This is a genomic window from Chelativorans sp. M5D2P16 (genome assembly GCF_034427935.1).
Lineage (GTDB): Bacteria > Pseudomonadota > Alphaproteobacteria > Rhizobiales > Rhizobiaceae > Chelativorans.
In genome coordinates, this window is the sequence record NZ_JAXQNM010000036.1 from 45,747 (window position 1) to 65,517 (window position 19,771).

General features: G+C 65.1%; 19 protein-coding genes. 9 read left to right on the forward strand and 10 right to left on the reverse strand.

Annotation, left to right across the window (positions count from 1 at the left end; all coding sequences use genetic code 11):
- The first annotated feature begins 21 nt into the window (after nucleotides 1-21).
- Nucleotides 22-528: a DUF995 domain-containing protein gene (locus tag SIN08_RS16270; protein WP_322452648.1), complete on the forward strand. Its 507-nt coding sequence runs from the start codon at nucleotides 22-24 to the stop codon at nucleotides 526-528.
- A 60-nt stretch (nucleotides 529-588) separates the two neighbouring features.
- Here the strand turns inward: SIN08_RS16270 and SIN08_RS16275 are convergent, their stop codons facing one another.
- Entirely contained in the window at nucleotides 589-1,560 is a 972-nt protein-coding gene (locus tag SIN08_RS16275; protein ID WP_322452649.1) for a beta-mannosidase, read from the reverse strand.
- A 22-nt stretch (nucleotides 1,561-1,582) separates the two neighbouring features.
- Nucleotides 1,583-1,903, reverse strand: a complete 321-nt coding sequence (locus SIN08_RS16280) for a hypothetical protein (RefSeq protein ID WP_322452650.1) — start codon at nucleotides 1,901-1,903, stop codon at nucleotides 1,583-1,585.
- Between the two features lie 310 nt (nucleotides 1,904-2,213).
- Here SIN08_RS16280 and SIN08_RS16285 point away from each other — a divergent pair, with 310 nt between their 5' ends.
- Nucleotides 2,214-3,065: an MBL fold metallo-hydrolase gene (locus SIN08_RS16285; protein ID WP_322452651.1), complete on the forward strand. Its 852-nt coding sequence runs from the start codon at nucleotides 2,214-2,216 to the stop codon at nucleotides 3,063-3,065.
- A gap of 5 nt (nucleotides 3,066-3,070) precedes the next feature.
- Here SIN08_RS16285 and SIN08_RS16290 read toward each other — a convergent pair whose 3' ends face one another.
- Entirely contained in the window at nucleotides 3,071-3,847 is a 777-nt protein-coding gene (locus tag SIN08_RS16290) for a DUF1499 domain-containing protein (RefSeq protein ID WP_322452652.1), read from the reverse strand.
- 223 nt (nucleotides 3,848-4,070) lie between these two features.
- Between SIN08_RS16290 and SIN08_RS16295 the strand changes: the two genes are divergently transcribed.
- Together SIN08_RS16295 and SIN08_RS16300 are read left to right on the forward strand one after the other, a co-directional pair.
- On the forward strand, nucleotides 4,071-4,433 hold the full coding sequence (locus SIN08_RS16295) for a hypothetical protein (RefSeq protein ID WP_322452653.1): 363 nt from the start codon (nucleotides 4,071-4,073) through the stop codon (nucleotides 4,431-4,433).
- Nucleotides 4,434-4,480: 47 nt separating this feature from the next.
- Entirely contained in the window at nucleotides 4,481-4,858 is a 378-nt protein-coding gene (locus SIN08_RS16300; protein WP_322452654.1) for a DUF427 domain-containing protein, read from the forward strand.
- Between the two features lie 12 nt (nucleotides 4,859-4,870).
- Here SIN08_RS16300 and ppdK read toward each other — a convergent pair whose 3' ends face one another.
- Complete coding sequence (gene ppdK, locus SIN08_RS16305; RefSeq protein ID WP_322452655.1) at nucleotides 4,871-7,534, reverse strand: pyruvate, phosphate dikinase; 2,664 nt, start codon at nucleotides 7,532-7,534, stop codon at nucleotides 4,871-4,873.
- A 190-nt stretch (nucleotides 7,535-7,724) separates the two neighbouring features.
- On the opposite strand from ppdK, the gene SIN08_RS16310 reads away from it, so the two are divergent.
- A complete protein-coding gene (locus SIN08_RS16310; protein WP_322452656.1) occupies nucleotides 7,725-8,072 on the forward strand; it encodes a VOC family protein in 348 nt (115 codons plus the stop codon).
- A gap of 8 nt (nucleotides 8,073-8,080) precedes the next feature.
- On the opposite strand, the gene SIN08_RS16315 is transcribed toward SIN08_RS16310, so the two are convergent.
- The 4 genes from SIN08_RS16315 to SIN08_RS16330 form a co-directional block, all read right to left on the reverse strand.
- Nucleotides 8,081-8,488 (reverse strand): hypothetical protein, encoded by a 408-nt coding sequence (locus SIN08_RS16315; RefSeq protein WP_322452657.1) that lies wholly within the window; start codon nucleotides 8,486-8,488, stop codon nucleotides 8,081-8,083.
- A gap of 178 nt (nucleotides 8,489-8,666) precedes the next feature.
- Entirely contained in the window at nucleotides 8,667-12,125 is a 3,459-nt protein-coding gene (smc, locus tag SIN08_RS16320; RefSeq protein WP_322452658.1) for a chromosome segregation protein SMC, read from the reverse strand.
- A 51-nt stretch (nucleotides 12,126-12,176) separates the two neighbouring features.
- On the reverse strand, nucleotides 12,177-12,881 hold the full coding sequence (locus SIN08_RS16325) for a DsbA family protein (protein WP_322452659.1): 705 nt from the start codon (nucleotides 12,879-12,881) through the stop codon (nucleotides 12,177-12,179).
- 114 nt (nucleotides 12,882-12,995) lie between these two features.
- A complete protein-coding gene (locus SIN08_RS16330) occupies nucleotides 12,996-13,511 on the reverse strand; it encodes a DUF721 domain-containing protein (RefSeq protein ID WP_322452660.1) in 516 nt (171 codons plus the stop codon).
- Between the two features lie 49 nt (nucleotides 13,512-13,560).
- Here SIN08_RS16330 and mutY point away from each other — a divergent pair, with 49 nt between their 5' ends.
- Nucleotides 13,561-14,688 carry an A/G-specific adenine glycosylase gene (gene mutY / locus SIN08_RS16335; protein ID WP_322452661.1) on the forward strand — a complete coding sequence of 376 codons (1,128 nt, stop codon included), beginning with the start codon at nucleotides 13,561-13,563 and terminating at the stop codon, nucleotides 14,686-14,688.
- Entirely contained in the window at nucleotides 14,685-15,296 is a 612-nt protein-coding gene (locus SIN08_RS16340; protein ID WP_322452662.1) for an HAD family phosphatase, read from the forward strand. The genes mutY and SIN08_RS16340 overlap by 4 nt, the downstream gene beginning before the upstream one ends.
- Nucleotides 15,297-15,318: 22 nt before the next feature.
- Here SIN08_RS16340 and SIN08_RS16345 read toward each other — a convergent pair whose 3' ends face one another.
- The gene (locus SIN08_RS16345) at nucleotides 15,319-16,452 is read right to left on the reverse strand and encodes a site-specific DNA-methyltransferase (RefSeq protein ID WP_322452663.1); all 1,134 of its coding nucleotides are present in this window, start codon (nucleotides 16,450-16,452) and stop codon (nucleotides 15,319-15,321) included.
- A 157-nt stretch (nucleotides 16,453-16,609) separates the two neighbouring features.
- Between SIN08_RS16345 and SIN08_RS16350 the strand changes: the two genes are divergently transcribed.
- Together SIN08_RS16350 and SIN08_RS16355 are read left to right on the forward strand one after the other, a co-directional pair.
- The gene (locus tag SIN08_RS16350) at nucleotides 16,610-18,235 is read left to right on the forward strand and encodes a vWA domain-containing protein (RefSeq protein ID WP_322452664.1); all 1,626 of its coding nucleotides are present in this window, start codon (nucleotides 16,610-16,612) and stop codon (nucleotides 18,233-18,235) included.
- Between the two features lie 154 nt (nucleotides 18,236-18,389).
- On the forward strand, nucleotides 18,390-19,082 hold the full coding sequence (locus tag SIN08_RS16355; RefSeq protein ID WP_322452665.1) for an HAD family phosphatase: 693 nt from the start codon (nucleotides 18,390-18,392) through the stop codon (nucleotides 19,080-19,082).
- Between the two features lie 13 nt (nucleotides 19,083-19,095).
- On the opposite strand, the gene SIN08_RS16360 is transcribed toward SIN08_RS16355, so the two are convergent.
- Nucleotides 19,096-19,662 carry a hypothetical protein gene (locus SIN08_RS16360; protein ID WP_322452666.1) on the reverse strand — a complete coding sequence of 189 codons (567 nt, stop codon included), beginning with the start codon at nucleotides 19,660-19,662 and terminating at the stop codon, nucleotides 19,096-19,098.
- Nucleotides 19,663-19,771 lie beyond the last annotated feature (109 nt).

Consider the following 19,771-nt stretch of genomic DNA (forward strand, 5'->3'; position numbering starts at 1 on the left):
CCCAATCGGGAGAAAAAACGAATGTCAATCCGACCGATAGCGCTGGCACTCGGCTTTCTGACGGCGGCGTCCTGCGGTGCAGCCGCCGCACCGGAAGACTTTGCCGAGAAAGCCGAGGCAGGCTCACCGCTTTCCAGCGGTGAACTCTACCAGATCTACAACAACCGCTCCTGGCTATGGGATCAGGGCGGGGGCTTCTTCTCCGTGAAGGAGCGCCGCTTCACCGCCTGGGCCGGCAGCGGAGCCGATGCATCCTACGGCATCGGCCTCTGGTTCATCACCGAGCCGGGGAAGCTGTGCTTCCGGGCCAAATGGCACGCCCGCGAAGGCGCCGCACCTGCCGTGACCTGTTTCAGCCACCGCAAGAACGACGGCGTCATCTATCAGCGACGCGAGCCGGACGGCGACTGGTATGTCTTCAGGGACGTACCGGCCAAGAGAAGCAACGAGTACGCGAAGTTGCGCAAGGGTGACCATGTCAGCGCCCGCCTGAAGAGGATCGAGGCGCGGATGTCGTCCGACCGCTAGGCCTTGGGGAAGGGGAGGCACGATGGCCCGCCGCGCTAGCCGGCGGGCCATGGCCGCGTTTCAGCGGGCCGATGCCTGCCGCAAGTCGGCCACCGCCGAGGCGGCGATGCGCCAATCCGGCGAACCATAGCCGTATGGCCAGTAATACGGCTCCTTGTCGTTGAAATAGACGATGCCTTCCAGCAGCGGGAAAGAGCGCCGCCATCCTGCCGGATCGAGCATCTCCGACAGCCACCTGCGGCGATAGTCCTCCGTGCCGGCAACCCCCAGTTCCGCAATGACGATCGGTTTGCCGAACCGGACCACCCGCCGGTAATTTTCCTGGAGCGTTTCGGCGAAACCGCGTGGCCGGCCGTACCAGTGCCGGTCCCACGCCTCCAGCCCCCAGATCGACACCCCGACCATGTCCACATGGGCGTCACCCGGATAATAGGCTGCGAGATGGCGCTGCCCCTTGGGCGACCAGATGAAACGGGCCCGGGGCGCAATGCGCCTGCACGATGCGACAAAGTAGCGATAAGCGGCGATATAGCCGCGCGCATCCTTGCGCGCCCATGGGTAGCGCTCGCTGGGCTCCTCCATCTCGTGGCCCCAGCGGACCCACTGCCGCCCGGGGAAGGAAGCCACGGCGCCGCACACCGAGGCGATCTCTGCGTCGAAGCGGCCGTTCTGGATTTCCTCGAAAAGGCGTTCGCCGCCGTCGCGCCAGTTCACCGCCTTCGTGTAGGGCTCGACAGTAACCATCAGCACCCGCCCCCTTTGGGCGGCGATATGCATCTTTCGGGCAAGCATCGCTTTGTCGAGTGCCTGCCAGTAGACGAAGACGTGCTCGATGGCGGCTTGTTCCGAATGATGAAAGCCGCCGTGCGGATCGTAAACCCCGAAGAGCGGTGCCCGGCCGTCGGCCGGTTCATCCGGTGCGATGGCGGTTGTCCTCATCCTGTCGATGCCCTGCACAGGTTCGGCCGAGCCCATTCCCGTCATTCCCAGGCACAAGGCAAAGGCGAACGGTATCGCGATACGCTTCAGCATCTCGACGCTCCCTCCCCGCTGCTTATCGCAGGAAGCAGCTCGACGTCCTTCCGAAGCCACTCGGCGTGCAGATGTAGGGCGCACGGCCGAGATAGCGAGCGCTGGCGACCTTTACCGACGGCTGGCCCGCACTCTTTTTGTGCCGGACCGTCTTTTTCAACTGCGGGGCCGGGGCCGACTCCTCGGCCTCGACCGAAACCGACGAGGTCATCGTGGTGTCCGGCATTGCGGCACAACCGGCGAGCATGTTCAGGCAAATTGCGGGAACAATGAATGTTGCCTTCGATATGCTTTTAAAATTAAAATCCGGTCGACGTATGCTCACTTTTATTTCTTTTTCCATGACTACGCATCCCCATCCCACTATTGGTCTCAGTAGTTGGACCTTATCCGACCGGATTTAAATTGCCGTGGAAGCGCGAGTGAAAATTCGAGACTTCGAAGAATGAGTTTTTTAATATTTATGCGCGGCTTACCGCCCGCCAACGGGGACGGACCGCAACCATCGAGAAGGGCTGTCGCGAACAAGGAGCGTGCTGCTAGACTGACGGGAGCTCGGCCGCCAAAGATGACCGCGGGCGCTGCGCAAAACGGGAGAAACCACCATCGAATTCGATACACGCTTCGAGCCTGAATACGGGCGGCCGGTGGACGTGGCTCCGGGCGTACAGCGTCTGACGGCCCGCAATCCGAGCCCTTTCACCTTTCGCGGCACGAACTCCTACATTGTCGGCAAGAAGACACTCGCCGTCATCGATCCGGGGCCGCAGGACGAGGCACATCTTCAGGTCTTGCTCGCCGCCATCGGCGGCCGGCCGGTGAGCCATATCTTTGTGAGCCATACGCACCGGGATCATTCGCCGCTGGCGCGGCGCCTGGCGGAAGCCACTGGAGCCCTGGTCGCGGCGGAGGGACCGCATCGCCCTGCCCGCCCGCTGCGCGTGGGCGAGACCAATCCGCTGGACGCCAGCGCCGATATGGATTTCAGCCCCGACATCCAGCTTCCCGACAACGCTCTCGTGGAAGGCGACGGCTGGGCGATCCGGGTCGTCCATACGCCGGGTCACACGGCCAATCACTGCGCTTTCGGACTGGAAGGCACCGGCATCGCCTTCTCCGCCGATCACGTGATGGCGTGGTCAACGACGATTGTCGCCCCACCCGACGGCGCGATGGCGGATTTCATGGCCTCTCTCGACCGCTTGATCGCCCGCGACGACCGCTTCCTGCTGCCCGGTCACGGCGGTCCGGTCGCCCGTCCGCAGCAATTCCTGCGCGGTCTGAAGACGCACCGTAAAATGCGCGAGCGCGCCATCCTCAAACGGCTGTTCTCGGGCGACAGGACCATATCGGAGATCGTCGGCGCCATTTACCGCGACACGGACCCCCGGCTGCACGGGGCGGCGGCGCTGTCGGTTCTGGCCCATCTGGAAGACCTCGTGGCGCGCGGCCAGGTCCAGGTGGAAGGAATGCTGTCGCTCGACGCCGCCTTTCGCCCGGCCTGAGCCGGTCAGCTTCCGAGCCTTTCCATGCGCCTGTCGAGATCATTCAGGAAGCGCCTGATCCGCTCCGCATTCTCCCCCATGTCGTGCCGGCCGTAGCGGGAGGCCGAACGCATGTCGACATATGTCGCGTTCCAGCGCTCTTCGATGCGGATGGCCACATCGGAGGGGAAGCCAAGAAGATAGGAGCGACCGACCGCCTCGATCGTGACGTCGCCGGTGCCGTCGCCGGCGGGCATGGGCGACAACAACCGCCAGCCGCGGCTTTCGACGAGTTCGAGGACGGTGTCCACCACGACACTCCTGGCATGTTCATAGCGCCGTCCGGCGACGTCGGGGTAGGCATCCGCCTGCAGCAGCGCGTCATCCTGGCTTATCGCTCCGAGCCGGTTCATCGGCGGGGCGCGCAAAGCAGCGGCAGCTTCGAAACGCGGCGGACGCGAGATGTCCGTCGAAATGTCCATCAGTTGCGGGTGTATGACGATCCGGTAGCCGGAGACGGCATAGGGCACGAGCACGAGCGCCGAAAACACCGCGCCCAGGCTCGCCGCATTCAGGCCGGCCACGCCGCGCTCCCAGATCTGTACGAGGGCGACGATCGCCAGACAGAGACCGCAAAAAGCCAGGAATCCCACAATTCCGAGAAGCCAGAGGAAGGGCACCGTTTCGATGAGGGCGAAGCGGTGCGCCAGGGCGGCGGTGAGGAAGAGCACGGCCGAGAAGGAGCCGAGCCGGCGCGCCCATGGCGCGGCGGGCGCGCTGCGTCGTTCCAGAATCGCCGTCATCGAATCTCCCCACAGCCATCTCCCTCATTGTCACAGCTGTGCAACGGACCGGCAAGCGATCACGTGAACAGTACCGTTGCAAAAAAGTTTGATACGGACCGGCGTGGCATGCGGGCTCCACCACTGGCACCATCGCCTTCGAATCGTCCGATCTCATTGTCCTGGAACCTTTTTCGGGCCAGTGCGTTGTGTGTCTCCACGTGTGTAGAGTGCCCGTACAAATATGGAAACGTTGGCCAAAGAAGAGACGCAAACGCCTACGCCACCTCTGGAAATCGTCGAGTTGGAACTCGCGCTGCGTCATCAGGACTTCGTGGATATCGGCTTCGAAGGCGCCGTCATGCAGGCCTTGGAGCGGGTTGGCGGAAAGATGCTGTTTCACATGCGCATGAACGGCCTTGCCGACTGCGACTGGGTCGCTGCGGTGTCGCTCGATGGCAGCGGCGAGCGCAAGGTGGCACTGGTGGCGCAACCCATCGACGGCGGACCGCTGCGGGTTGAGGATGCCGAGGCCAGCGATCTTCCCGTCGCCGGCATTGCCCGGGCTTATGCAGACGTGATGCGGCAGCTCGGCTCCGATGGTTGAGCGTCGGGAAAGCAGCGAATCCGACCTCCGTTCCGGATGGTGAGACAATGCAGCAAGCCAGACCATCGCCCGGTTTCCGAAGGAACCCCGACAAGAAGATCACCGTCGCACCCCATGCTTGCGCCGTGACGGTGTCTGCGGGAAGCACCGTCTTGGCGACAACCCGACAGGCCAAGCGCCTCGAGGAAGAGGGCTATCCGCCGGTGCTTTACATTCCTTTCGACGATATCCGTTTTGCAGCGCTGGAGCGGACCGAGTCCAAGAGCCATTGCCCCTACAAGGGCGATGCAAGCTATTGGCGCCTGGCCGAAACCGGCGCGGCGCCGGATGTCATGTGGGCCTATGAAGATCCGTACGAAGAGATGCTGGCCATCAAAGACCACGGCGCCTTCTATGCGGACCGGGTCACTTTCGAGGAGCACTGAGTACTCTCGTTCCTATTCTCCACGGCACGCGGCCTGCGCCGCCGCGAGACGGGCAATTGGCACGCGGAAGGGAGAGCAGGAGACGTAGTCGAGTCCCACTTCCTCGCAGAAGGCGATAGAAGCGGGGTCGCCGCCGTGTTCGCCGCAGATGCCAAGCTTCATCGCCTCGCGCACCGCCCTGCCCCGTTCGGCGCCGATCCTGACCAGCGCGCCCACGCCCTCCACGTCGATGGAGACAAAGGGATCCTGCTCCAGAATGCCCTTCTGGCGGTAGATTTCCAGAAAACTGCCGGCATCGTCACGCGAGATGCCAAAGGTGGTCTGGGTGAGATCATTGGTGCCGAAGGAGAAGAACTCCGCCTCGCGGGCGATCTCTCCGGCGCCTAGCGCCGCGCGCGGCAGCTCGATCATGGTGCCGATCAGATAGTCGATCTCGGCGCCCGCCTCGGCGAGCACCTCCTTGCCCACCTTCTCGATCATTGCCTTCACGAGCGTGAACTCTGCCGCGATGCCGACAAGCGGCACCATGATTTCCGGCACCACCGGCGCGCCGGTGGTGCGCGCGGCCTCGGCCGCCGCCTCGAAAATCGCACGCGCCTGCATCTCCGCCATCTCGGGATAGCAGATCGCCAGCCGGCAGCCGCGATGGCCGAGCATCGGGTTGAACTCGTGCAGGGTCTCGGTGCGCTGGCGCAGCCGGTCCGGATCCACATCCATGGCGGCGGCGACCTCGGCAATCTCCTCTTCCGTCTTGGGCAGGAATTCATGGAGCGGCGGATCGAGCAGGCGGATGGTGACGGGCAGGCCCGCCATTATCTCGAACAGCTCGATGAAATCGGCCCGCTGCATGGGGAGGAGCTTGGACAACGCCCTGCGGCGCTCCTCTTCCGTGTCGGACAGGATCATCTCGCGCATGGCGAGGATCCGGTCGTCGTCGAAGAACATGTGCTCGGTGCGGCATAAACCGATCCCCTCCGCCCCGAAGGAGCGGGCGGTGCGGGCATCGGTCGGCGTGTCGGCATTGGCGCGCACCCCCATGCGGCGCACCGCGTCCGCCCATTCCATGATGGTGGAGAAATTACCGGAAAGTGTCGGCTGACGCATCGGCACCTTGCCCGCGAGCACCTGGCCTGTGGAGCCGTCGATGGTGATCACGTCGCCCTTCCCGAAGGTCCGTCCGAGAGACGACATGGTGCCGGCGCGGTAGTCCACGCGGATGGTGCCGGCGCCGGCGACGCAGGGCTTGCCCATGCCGCGGGCAACCACCGCGGCATGGCTGGTCATGCCGCCGCGCGTCGTAAGGATGCCCTCGGCGGCATGCATGCCGTGGATGTCTTCCGGGCTCGTCTCCACGCGCACCAGGATGACTGGGATGCCGCGCGCCTTCATCTCCTCCGCCTCGTCGGGCGAGAAGACGATCTCGCCCGTCGCCGCCCCCGGGGAAGCCGGCAGGCCGGCGGCGATCATGTCGCGCTGGGCGTCGGGATCGATCGTGGGGTGAAGCAACTGGTCGAGGGCGGCGGGATCGATGCGGCAGACGGCTTCGGCGCGCGAGATCAGCCCCTCATTGGCCATGTCCACGGCGATCTTGAGCGCAGCCGCCGTCGTGCGCTTGCCGGAGCGCGTCTGCAGCATCCACAATTTGCCGCGCTCGATGGTGAATTCGAGATCCTGCATGTCGCGATAGTGGGCCTCGAGGCGCTCGGCGGTCTTCACGAAAGTGGCGAAAACCTCCGGCATCAGCTTTTCGAGCGAGGGCTTGTCGGAGCCTGTCTCCAGCCGCGCCGCCTCCGTCAGGCTTTGCGGCGTGCGGATGCCGGCCACCACGTCCTCGCCCTGGGCATTGACGAGAAACTCGCCATAAAGCGCCTTTTCGCCGGTCGAGGGGTTGCGGGTGAAGGCGACGCCCGTGGCCGAGGTCTCGCCCATATTGCCGAAGACCATGGCCTGGACGTTCACCGCCGTGCCCCAGCTTTCGGGAATGTCGTGCAGGCGGCGATAGGTGACGGCGCGCGGGTTCATCCAGCTCGAAAACACCGCGCCGATGGCGCCCCAGAGCTGCTTGCGCGGATCCTGCGGAAAAGGTTCGCCGAGCTCGCTTTCCACGCGCTCCTTGTAGAGGCGCAGGATGCGGCGCCAGTCGTCGGCGGAGAATTCCGTGTCGACGTCATAGCCGAGGCGCCCCTTCTCGTCGGCCAGGATCTCCTCGAACACTTCATGGTCGAGGCCGAGGACCACGTCGCTGTACATCTGGATAAAGCGGCGGTAGCTGTCATAGGCGAAGCGGGCGTCGTCTGCATCGGCGGCCAAGGCCTCCACCGTCGCATCGTTGAGGCCGAGATTGAGCACCGTGTCCATCATGCCCGGCATCGACGCGCGCCCTCCGGAACGCACCGAGACCAGGAGAAGACGCTCAGGATCGCCGAAGCGCCGGCCGGCGATCCGCCCCACTTCCTCCAGCGCTTTCTCGACCTGGGCTTCAAGCTCCGGCGGATAGGTGCGGCCGTTGGCATAGTAATGGGTGCAGACGTCGGTGGTGATCGTGAAGCCCGGCGGCACCGGCAGACCGAGGCTGCTCATCTCGGCCAGGTTCGCTCCCTTGCCCCCCAGAAGGTTCCGGTCGGATGCCCGGCCTTCGGCCTGTCCGTCGCCGAAACTGTACACCCACTTCGTCATGCCGCCTCCCGATGGATCGCGCGTGTGCTGCTCCGCGTCAGACAGCGTTAAGGGCCGCCCGCGGCAATGGCAAGACGCTCCGCCGGACCCTAATCGATTTGGGTATCCGGCACGCATCAGCTTCTCGGCTTGACGCTTCACATGAAGTGAGGCAACATAAGAACATATCATGAACATTCAGGAGAGAGTCATGCGTGAGACGGGAAAGCTCGACTATATCGAAATGCCGGCCACCGGAGGCGTACTCGACAGTGTCAAGGCGTTTTACGCCAATGCGTTCTCGTGGTCGTTCACGGACTATGGTGCCAGCTACTCCGCCTTCAGCGAGGGTCTGGACGGCGGCTTCTACGGCAGCCCGCTCGAAGGGTCGGACAAGCCCCTGCCGGTCCTCTATTCGCGCGCGTTGGAGGATACGCTGCGGCGGGTGGAAGAGGCGGGCGGGCGGATCGTCAAGCCGATCTTCTCCTTCCCCGGAGGCCGGCGCTTCCACTTCACCGATCCCGCCGGCAACGAGCTGGCCGTGTGGAGCGAAACCTAGTCTGGAACCTATTTCGCTTTCGGGGCGGGAAACTCTGCCATGATCCGGCGGAGCCGGCCCGTGGCAAGCGCCACGTCCGGCGCCTTCTTGAGCGCCATCAAGTAGCGCAGGCGGAACTCGTTGTCCGCCCCGTCCTCCTCGCCCAGAAGTCGTGCCGCCTCGTTGCGGAAGGGAAGGAGATCGTCAGGGCTGGCGATTTCACCGGCGGTCAGCATTTCGTCGAGCCGCACGATGAGCTGCGAGAGGCCGTTCGTCCACGCAAATCGGGGATCGCCGATCACGGCGAACAGCAGCGTATACGGATTTTGCAGTGTTTCGTCGTCACCCGCCTCGGCGAGAATGAGCGCGCGGTGGAGGGCCTTGAGCGCCGAGGACAGGTCCTCGCCAAGCGCCGATGCCGAATTCGTCGGTTCCATGTCGCTGCTCCTGTTCAGAAGCTTGTGGCGAGAAGTATCATACCCAGGGCTTTGACATCGACTGTTTTGCGACTGGGAAGGTTCCGGAATGGATCCTCGGGCCGAGCCCGCCCCACCAGCGGTCGTTCAAGGACCGCTGATCTCACCCGCCATTCCGTGCGCGTATCCCGGCGCCTGCTCAGCTCGCCTCGCGCAAGCGTTCGGCCGTCTGCAGATCCACCGAGACGAGCTGGCTCACCCCCTGCTCGGCCATCGTCACGCCGAACAGCCGGTTCATGCGCGCCATGGTGATCGGGTTATGGGTGATGATGACGAAACGCGTCTCGGTGGATGACGCCATCTCGTCCATCAGGTTGCAAAAGCGCTCGACATTGTGGTCGTCGAGCGGGGCGTCCACCTCGTCGAGCACGCAGATGGGCGCGGGATTGGTCAGGAACACGGCGAAGATCAGCGCCATCGCCGTCAACGCCTGCTCGCCGCCGGAAAGCAGCGTCATGGTCTGCGGGCGTTTGCCGGGCGGCCGGGCAAGGATTTCAAGCCCCGCCTCCAGCGGGTCGTCGGATTCGACGAGCTGCAACTCGGCCGTGCCGCCGCCGAAAAGATGGGTGAAAAGGCGCTGGAACTGGCCGTTCACCACGTCGAAAGCTGAAAGCAGGCGCTCGCGTCCCTCGCGGTTCAGGTTCTGAATGGCGTGGCGCAGCTTGCGGATCGCCTCGATGACGTCATCGCGTTCGGAGACCAGCGTGTCCAGCCGCTCTGTAAGTTCGTTCTGCTCTTCCTCGGCGCGCAGGTTGACCGCCCCCAGCCGCTCGCGCTCGATCTTCAGCCGCTCCAGCCGCTTTTCGACCGCCGCCATTTCCGGCATGGGGTCGTCCGGTGAAAGCTCCGCCTGGCGAAGGACGAGATGAGGCGGCACGTTGAGCGCTTCCTGGATGCGTGCCTCGGCCTCCTTGCGCCGCTCCTCGGCCGCAGCCTCCCGCTCTTCGGCGCGGGCGCGGGTTTCGCGTGCGGACGCCAGCGCCTGGATCGCTTCGGCCGCGTGCTTGTCCAGTTCCGCCTGCCGGTTTTCCGCCTCCTGCAGCTTATCGGCAGCGGCGTTGCGCACGGCCTCGGCTTCGGTGATCTGCGAAAGCAGCGTGCGCCCGCGCGCCTCGATCTCGTCCGGCGCATCGGCAAGTTTCTCCAACTCGCCCGCCGCCTCGCCGCGCCGTTCCTTGAGTGCGGTGATCTGTTTGTCGGCGTTATCCGCGCGCGCGGTCCAGCTCTTGCGCTCGTCGGCAATGGCCGCCAGGCGCCGCCTACGGTTCTCCGCCTCCCGCTTCAGCCCGTCATGCGCGGCGCGGGCTTCCGCCGCCTTGCCGCGGGCCTGCGAAACCGCCGCCGACACCTCTTCGAGCTGCCCTTGCAACTTGGAAAGGTCCGGTGCCTCGGCGAAGGCGGCTTCCGCCTCCGCAACGGCCTTCAGTGCTTCCTCGTGGTCTTCGGCCAGCCTGATGCGTGATTCTTCCTGTGCCGTACGGCGGCTCGCCAGCTCGCCGGACGCCTTTTCCGCAGCCGCCAGCGCGTCACGCGCGGCACCGACTGTGCGCTGGCACTCGCGCAGGCGCTCGCGGGCGGCGCGCTCGGCCTCCACCGTCTCCTTCACGGCCGCCTCCGCACGCGAAAGCGCCTCTTCCGCCTGTCCGACCCGCTCCTTGGCGGCTGCGGCTTCGCGTTCCAATTCGGAAAGCCGGTTCTTCTGCGCCAGACGCTGGGCAGCCGCCGTCGGCGCGTCGGCGCTGGCGGTATAGCCGTCCCAGCGCCACAAGGCGCCCTCACCGCTCACCAGCCTTTGGCCGGGCTTCAGAAGCGCTTGCAGGCGGGATCCGTCCGCGTCCTCGGCAATGCCGATCTGTGCAAGGCGGCGGGCAAGCTGCGCCGGCGCCTGCACCACGTCGGCCAACGGGCGGACACCGGCAGGCAAGGCCGGGTCGTCGGCGACCGGCGCCACGTCGGCCCAATGGACGGGCGCGCCCTTGTCTAGCGGCACGTCGAGATCCTCACCCAATGCCGCGCCCAGGGCGGTTTCGAAACCGGGTTCGACCCGCACCTGCTCCAGCACTGCCGGGAAGAGATCGTTGCCGCCGGCGTTCAGCACCCTGGCGAGCGTTGCTGCCTCGGTCTCAATGCGCTGCAATTCGCCGCGGGCCTCGCCGACGGGCTGGCGCGCCGCGTTCTCCTCCGCGCGCGCCGCCGCGACCGCCGCTTCCGCTTCCGCGGCCGCCTTCTCCGCCGCCTCCTGGACGGCCAGGGCTTCATCCAGTTCGCGCCGTTTCAGCGCCGGGTCCGGAAGCGTGCCGATCTCGGCGGCGATCTCGGATAACTGCCGGTCGGCATTTTCCAGCTGCCGGGCGAGCCGGTCGCGGCGCTCGGCGCTGTCGCGCATGGCGCGTTCGGCCTGGCTGCGGCTCGCCGCCGCCTCGGCCTTCGCGGCGGTCAGGGCGGACAGCTTCTCCTCGTGCTCGGCCAGTTCGGCAGCCGCCTTGTCGAGCGTTTCACGCGCCTCGACCTCGCGGCCGTCGGCGCCGGCCTCGGCTTCGTTGAGAGAGACCTCTTCATTCTCCAGCCGCGCCAGAATGTCCGCATTGTCGCGAACCATCTGTTCCTCGCGGGCGATATCGGAATCGAACTGCGCGACACGCTTCTGCAACTCGGCCGCCCGGTCGCGCACGCGCCTTGCCTCTTCCTCGATCTGCGTGCGGGCGATGGTCAGGCGCTGGAGCGCGGCAGCGGCGGAGGCCTCCGCCTCGCGCAGTTCCGGCAGGCGCTTTGCAGCGATCGCCTGTTCCTTCGCCGCCTCCATCTGCTCGCCGGCACGCTCGGCCACCCGCGCGGTCGCCTCCGAAAGCGCCGACTTGGCCTCGGCTTCCTGCTCCTTGGCCTGCGACCAGCGCAGATGCAGCAGGATGGCGTCCGCCTTGCGGATTTCAGCCGACAGGTTCTTGAAGCGCGCTGCCTGACGCGCCTGGCGCTTCAGGCTTTCGATCTGCGTCTGAAGCTCGCCCACCACGTCGTCGAGCCGTTCGAGATTCTGCTCGGCTGCGCGCAGGCGCAGCTCCGCCTCGTGCCGGCGCGAATGCAGGCCGGAAATGCCGGCCGCTTCCTCCAGGAGGGCGCGGCGCGCCTGCGGCTTTGCCTGGATCAGTTCGCCGATACGCCCCTGCCCCACCATGGAGGGCGAGCGCGCGCCGGTCGACTGGTCGGCGAAGAGAAGCTGCACGTCCCGCGCGCGCGCCTCCTTGCCGTTGATGCGGTAGACCGAGCCCGCCTCGCGCTCGATGCGCCGCGAGACCTGCAATTCGTCGGCATCGTTGAAAGCGGCGGGCGCGCTGCGATCCGCGTTCTCGAGAAAGAGCGCCACCTCCGCCGTGTTGCGCGCCGGCCGTGTGGCCGAGCCGGAAAAGATGACGTCGTCCATGCCCGAGGCGCGCATGTTCTTGTACGAGCTCTCGCCCATCACCCAGCGCAGCGCCTCGACGAGATTGGACTTGCCGCAGCCATTCGGCCCGACCACGCCGGTCAGGCCGGGCTCGATCACGAACTCGCTGGGCTCAACGAAGGATTTGAAGCCGAGGAGGCGGAGCTTGGTGAATTTCATGCGCGCCCGCCCCGGCGCACGGGAGAAGTGCCGGCGCGGTCGGCGCCTGCCTTACAGCAGGGGATCAATAATCGCCGACATCTGCTCAATCGACATCGCTCCCGAATACTTCTTCCCGTTGATGAAGAAGGTGGGCGTCGCCTCCACGCCGAAATCTGCGCCGCGCGCGCGCACGGCCCTGACATCATCCAGAAGCTGCTGGTCCGTCAAGCAGGCCTCGAAGGACTCCTGTGAAAAACCGGCGAGCTTGGCAATGTTGAGCAGGGCGCCGCGCGCATCCTGGGCCGCCGCCCAGCTGCGCTGCTGCTTGAACAGCACGTCGACCATCGCGAAATACTTGTTATCGGCGCAGCGTGCCAGCATGAAGCCGGCCTCCGCGCGGGGATCGAAGGGGAATTCGCGCAGGATCAGGCGCACCTTGCCGGTATCGATGTACTGCTCCTTCAGAGCCGGATAGGTATTGACGTGGAAGCTGGCGCAATGGCTGCAGGTCATCGACGCATATTCGACGATGGTCACCGGCGCGTCCTCGGCCCCTTGCGCCCTTTCGGGCAGGGCACCGGGCTCCAGGAGCTCCGTCATGTCCACCGTGCCGGAGGGCTCCGGCGCGTCCACCGCACCGGTGGTCAGCGGCGATGTCTGATCCTGCGCGTTCGCCTCGCCGGAGCCGCTGTCGCCGCAGCCGGCCAGAAGTGCCGCGGCCGGGAGGGCGGCGAGGGAGAGGAGAATGCGCCTGCGCGCGATCAGTTCAGCCATGCGAATCACCCGTATTGCCGACGGCATTCTACCGTCGGGAAAGAAAATAGCGACGATGCAAGCGGAAATAAGATAAGGACGAGCCGATGCCAAACGCAAATTGCCGCAGCAAGCTCACGAATCCGCGAGCGGCTTCTTGCGCGCGGCGAGAACATTGCTGCCCAGGCGCTCCAGGCTGGCGCGCAGCCCTTCGTCCTCGATCGGGTCGGTGATGCGGGCGAGCTTGCGCCGCTCGGTCTCCGAAAGCGGGCGAGGGCGTGGCCGCTTGTGGGCCTGCGCCGTGTTTACCTGCTTCTGAACGATCCGCACGCGGCCGATGGCGCCGAAGCCGAGGAAGGCGTTGGCACGGGCGATGATTTCGGACGTCTCGTGCTGGACATGCAGGGCGGCCGGCCCGCTGCAGGCGATGACGAGCGTGGCCGGCTCGAAGGGGTCATCCTCGTGCATGCGGCGCGGCCATGCGATCTTTTCGGGACGGGTGCGCTCGGCAAGCCGCTCGCCGACGATCTCGGCCCAGCACTGGACGAGATCGATCGACAGCCCCGCGCGCCGGCGCAGGACCGGATCGAGCAGGTCGCTCGCCAGATCGCTCACCGGGACGGGATTGTTGCCGCGTCCTTTCCCTGCCATGTGGTTCACCTCTTGTCCGCGCGGAAACTCTAGCTCATAAGCGTCGCCGATGACACGGCAAATATCGCCCGAAAACTGCACAGCCACCCGACGCGAGGCCCTGCCGGCGCGGCTCGTCGCCTGGTATGACCGGCATTACCGCCGCCTGCCATGGCGCCTGCCGCCCGATGCAATCCGCGCCGGCCGGCGCCCCGACCCCTACCGCGTGTGGCTATCGGAAATCATGTTGCAGCAAACCACCGTCGGCGCGGTAAAGCCCTATTTCAACGCTTTCACGGAGCGCTGGCCGACCGTGGCGGACCTTGCGGCGGCCGACCGCGACGACGTGATGAAGGCCTGGGCGGGGCTCGGCTATTATTCGCGGGCGCGCAACCTGAAGAAATGCGCCGAGGCGGTGATGACACGCCATGGCGGTGTCTTCCCGGAAACGGAGCAGGCGCTGAAGGCCCTGCCCGGCATCGGTGACTACACGGCCGCGGCAGTCGCCGCGATCGCCTTCGGCCGACCGGCGGCCGTTGTCGACGGCAATGTCGAGCGCGTCGTCACCCGGCTTGCCGCCATCGAGACGCCCCTGCCGGCGGCAAAACCGGAGATCAAACGCATTGTCGCGGCCATGGTCCCGACCACCCGGCCCGGCGATTTCGCCCAGGCCATGATGGATCTGGGCGCCACCATCTGCACCCCGCGCCGCCCCTCCTGCATCCTGTGCCCGGTGATGGGCGATTGCGCCGCGCAAAGACTTGGCGCGGCGGAGCGCTTTCCGCTGAAGGCGCCGAAGACGGAAAAGCCGGTGCGCGAGGGGGCAGCCTTTGTCGCGGTCCGTCAGGACGGGGCCGTTCTGTTGCGCCGGCGTCCGGACAAAGGGCTGCTCGCCGGCATGAGCGAGGTGCCGACAAGCGGATGGACGGCACGTTGTGACGGGGAAAAGGATACGGAAGCGGCTCCCTTCCCGGCGCAATGGTCGGCTTGCGGTGTCGTCACACATGTGTTTACCCACTTCACCCTCAGGCTTTCGGTCTATCGCGCGGCGGTCGGTCACGCGGCAGCCGCGGACGATCACTGGTGGTCGCGACCCGAGGCGTTGAACGGAGAGGCCCTGCCGACGGTCATGAAGAAGGCCATCGAGGCGGCGATCCCCGGAGCGACAAAGGCACAGCACAGAGCGGCGGGACAATGAACGCGATCAGACACATCGTCTTCGACATCGGCAAGGTTCTCATCCACTACGACCCGGAGCTCCCCTTTTCCCGGCTCATCCCGGACGAAGAGGAGCGGCGCTTCTTCTTCGAGTACGTCTGCACGCACGAATGGAACCTGGAACAGGACCGGGGAAGGACCTGGCCGGAGGCCGAGGCGGCACTGATCGCGCTTTATCCCGACTACGCCGAGCATATCCGCGCGTTCCGCCGCTACTGGCACGAGATGGTGCCGCATGCCTACGATGACACGGTGGCGATTTTCGAGGACCTTATCGAGGCCGGCTACGACGTGACCATGCTTACGAACTTCGCCGCCGACACCTTCCTCGAGGCGCGCAAGCGCTTTCCCTTCCTCGACCGGGCGCGCGGGGTCACGGTGTCCGGCGAGATCAGGCTCATCAAGCCCGACCCGGCCATCTACGCGTACCACACGGAAGCCTTCGGCCTCGATCGGAAAGCCACGTTGTTCATCGACGACACCGCCGGCAATGTTAAAGGCGCAAGGGCCATCGGCTGGCAGGCGGTGCAGTTCGTCGACTCCGAGACGTTGCGCAAGGATTTGCTTGCGCTCGGAATCGAAATCTAAGCGCCGGTCGACCGCCTGAGGCTCAGGCGCCGGCCGCCTGCATGCTCTGGCGCGCGACCTGCCGCAGATCGTCGATGGGCCTGAGCGCCCCCTGCTCCTCGAAATGCCAGAAAGTCCACCCGTTGCAAGCGTCGAGCCCCTGGACTCTCGCGCCCAGCCGGTGGATCGATCCCGCTTCATGGCCAATGGCGATGGAGCCGTCGGCGCGCACGTGAGCGGCCCAGCGCTTCTTGCGGTCGAAGAGCTGCGTGCCGGGCTTGACGAGGCCGGTATCGATCAGGCTGGCGAAGGCCACGCGCGGTTCGGCCCGCTTGCCGGTCATCAGCGCCAGGCTTTCCTCCTCCAGCGGTTCGACTGCGTCAATGCGCTCGCGCGCGGTGTCGATATAGTCCGCATCGCGCTCGATGCCTACGAAGTGGCGGCCGAGCCGCTTGGCCACCGCGCCCGTGGTGCCGGAACCGAAGAAGGGATCGACGATCACGTCACCCGGCTTCGACGAGGACAGGATCACGCGGGCCAGCAGCGCCTCCGGCTTCTGAGTCGGATGGGCCTTGCCACCCTCGGCGTTCTTCAGCCGCTCCTTGCCCGTGCAGATCGGGAAGAGCCAGTCCGAGCGCATCTGCACGTCGTCGTTCGCCGCCTTCAACGCCTCGTAGTTGAAGGTGTAACCGCGCGCATCCTGATCGCGCGAGGCCCAGATCATGGTCTCGTGCGCGTTCTGAAAGCGGCGGCCGCGGAAATTCGGCATCGGGTTCGTCTTGCGCCAGACGATGTCGTTCAGGATCCAGAAGCCGAGATCCTGCATGATGGCGCCGACGCGGAAGATGTTGTGATAGGAGCCGATCACCCAGATGGTGCCGTTCGGCTTCAGGACACGGCGCGCCGCCAGCAGCCAGGCGCGCGTGAAGGCGTCGTAGGCGGCGAAGCTCTCGAACTGGTCCCAGGCGTCGTCCACCGCATCGACCAGCGACTGGTCGGGTCTGTGAAGCGTGCCGTCGAGCTGAAGATTGTAGGGCGGATCGGCGAAGATGAGATCCGCCGATTTCTCAGGCAGGCGCTCCAGCGCGGCGACGCAGTCCCCCTTTAGAATGGTGTCCTGCCATTCGGCCCTGGCAGGAAAGGAGGAGAGTTCCTCAAGACGACGCACCGCTGACATTAACGCACCTCGACGCTGACTGTTTACCTGCCGTTATGGTTACCGAGGAGGGTAAATATTCGGTAAGGGCGGCGGCCGAGGCTTTATTTCTAATTTTGGTTGTTTCATCTCCTTACTGATGCAACTATAGATTGACAAACTACAACGGAGATGTGGCATGCACCGCCTACACATTCTAGCTTTCTTGCTCGCCTTCTGCGTCCCGCCGGCCTTCGCACAAAGCCAGACCACGATTGTGCTCGACGGCTCCAATTCCATGTGGGGGCAGATCGACGGCACGCCGAAAATCGAGATCGCGCGCAACGCGTTGCGCGATGTGTTGCACGCGATCCCGACCGACACACAGTTGGGAATGGTGGTCTACGGGCACCGTCAGAAAGGAAGCTGCACCGATATCGAAGTCGCCGTTCCTGTAGGCGAAGGTACGGCAAAGCGGATTACCGGGTTCGCCGACGGAATCGTTCCGAAAGGCAAAACGCCGTTAAGCGATTCGGTGCGTTTGGCAGCGGAGGAAATGCGCTACCAGACCGATCCGAGCACCGTCGTTCTCATTACGGACGGAGTCGAGACGTGCCATTCCGACCCGTGCTCAGTCGCCCGTGAACTGGAAGAAAAGGGAGCGGACTTTACGCTTCATGTCATCGGGTTCGGTCTTTCCGATGACGAGGGCAGGCAGGTCGCCTGCATGGCCGAGAGTACGGGAGGGCGCTATCTGCCTGCGGCCGACGCCGCGCAACTGTCCGAGGCGCTGGCGAAAACCATGGTGCCGGAACCCGTCAAGGTGGAGAACAACCTCGTCTGCACCGCCCGGCTTGCCGAAGGTTCTGCCCCGATGGCGGGCAATGAGTCGGTGCAATGGGAAATCCTCCCGATCGACGAAGCGGGCAATCCAACCGGCCGGAACAAGGCCCGAATCAACGATGGCGTCTGCAAGACACACCTGCCGCCGGGTCGTTATCTGGCACAGGCGCGGCTGGGCAACGTTGTGAAGGAGCGCAGCATTGTCCTGTCGAACGACAAGACAACCAAGGCGGAGGTGGTCTTCAATGCGGGGCTTGTCACCGTTACGGCGAAGCAATCGTCACAGGACAAGCAGCCGATCAAGGATGTGCATCTCGATCTGGCCTCACCGGACGGCGTGATCATCGGGCAAGGCAAAATATCGGCCTTCGTCGGCGCAGGCTCCGTGACGGCGGTGGGGCGTGATGGAAGCACCGTGTTGGTGGAAGATCGTGAGCTTTCTGCCGGCGAAGAGTTGGAGATCGATCTGATTTTCGGTTCCGGCGTCATTCTTCCGTCAGCCGTCTATGCGGATGGCCAACCGATGAAGGGCGACAGCCCCGTCCGGTATGATCTCCTCGAGGCCGAGCCGAATGCCGATGGCGAACGCTCCGTCATCACCCTGGATGACGACCCCGGCCGCGAAGGCATCGAAGTGCCTGCAGGCCACTATCTCCTACGCGCCCGCCTCGACCAGGCGGAAGCCATGACCCCGGTGACCGTGGAAACGGCCAAGTCCACACAGGCGACGGTCAACCTCGATGCCGGCGTGCTGCACGTCAGAGCCCCCGGGGCTTACCGCATCGAGTTCTTCGAGGCACTCGCCGGGGACGAGGTTTTGGGTGGAGCCTATGGCGAGGAAACGGAAAAGATCTTCAACGCCGGTGTTTACCAGGTGCGCGTGGCCTATGGCCGCGGAACGCCGGAAAAATATCTGGTGGCTACAGTCGAGGCCGGGGAGCGCACCGAGGTGACGGTCGAGTATCAGCCACTTACGAAGTGACGAGGCGGGGCTCCGTCCCGCTTTCCGCCTCTCTCTCAAAGCTCGGCGGCGGGTGCCACGGCTGCACCCGCCGCCGCCATGACGGTTGCGCGGAAGGCCCCTTCGGGGCTATTGCCCTGAACGTCCTCCAACCTCATCGCACATGGATTTTTCAATGCCTGCTCCGGACCTCATCATCTTCGACTGCGACGGCGTGCTCGTGGATTCGGAAATCGTCGCCGCGCGCGTGGAAGCGGAGATGCTGCGCGAGGCCGGATACGACATCACCCCGGAGGAGATCGCCGAGCGCTATTCCGGCCTGACCTTCCGCGACATCCTCATGTCGATCGAGAAGGAGGCGGAGGTTCTCTTCCAGGCTTCGCTCATCGATCAGGTGGGCACGCGGATCGCGGAACGCCTGCGCAAGGAAGTCAAGGCGATTGACGGCGTGGCCCAGGCCGTCGCGTCGCTGGGCATCCCGAAATGCATCTGCTCGAACTCCAGGAGTGAAGGCATCGTCGCCATGCTGGAGCGGACCGGCCTTGCCCCCCTCTTCGACCGGCGCCTCATCTTCTCCTCGCTCGAGACACCGACGAAGCGGCCAAAGCCGGCACCCGACGTGTTCCTCTACGGGGCAGAGCAGATGAACGCCGATCCCGCACGAACGTTTGTCATTGAGGATTCCATGCACGGCATCGCCGGGGCGCGTGCCGCCGGCATGCGCGTCATCGGCTTCACCGGCGCCTCGCACACCCATCCCAAGCACGCGGAGATGCTGATGGAGGCCGGCGCGGAAACCACGATTCACCGCATGGCCGACCTTAACGGCGTCATCGCCGCCCTGTCGGAATGGTCGGAGAACGTCTAGGAGCCACCTGCTTCTAGCGTCCGCCCTGCGGCCCTTCGTCGAAGCCGACGAAGAGCTGGACCGCCGGGTCGACACCGCCCGGAATGACGACATCGGCCGTCGTGAAGACGAACTGGGTGGCGCCGGCGGTGTCTCCCACCGTCACGGAGTGCCGGAAGAGATTGGAATAGAGCACCTCGTCCCCGCGCACTGCGGCCACGCGTATCGGCATGTCGACGGCGCCAGTGCGCCCCTTGGGGCCGGGCACTATCTTGCCGGCGACGGCCACTGTCATCGTCGTGGCGTCGGCACCGTATTTGCAGGCCCGGCTGGTATCAGCGATCGAAGCCTGATAGACGATGCGGTCCGGGTCACCTTCCCCTCCCCGCTCATAGGTGCGGAAATAGTTCGTCCCGTCACGCAGCGTCACCGCCGGGCAATAGGCTCTCAACTCGCTTTCGCGCACCGGCTCGGCTCCGGCCTGCGTCGGGTTGAGCGTATTCTGCGTCGAAGAAGGACCCTGCTGACAGCCCCCGAGAATGGCGACGCCGAGGAGAAGGGTTGCCGCTAAACAGTGCCTGCTTGAAAACGAATGCCCCATGAACTCACACTTTCCTATGACAAGGTCGCTGTTCTATACCAACCGCGCGGAGAAATTTCGACCGACAGTTTGGCGCATTTCCCCCGACCTTTTGGCGATCTGTGAATCC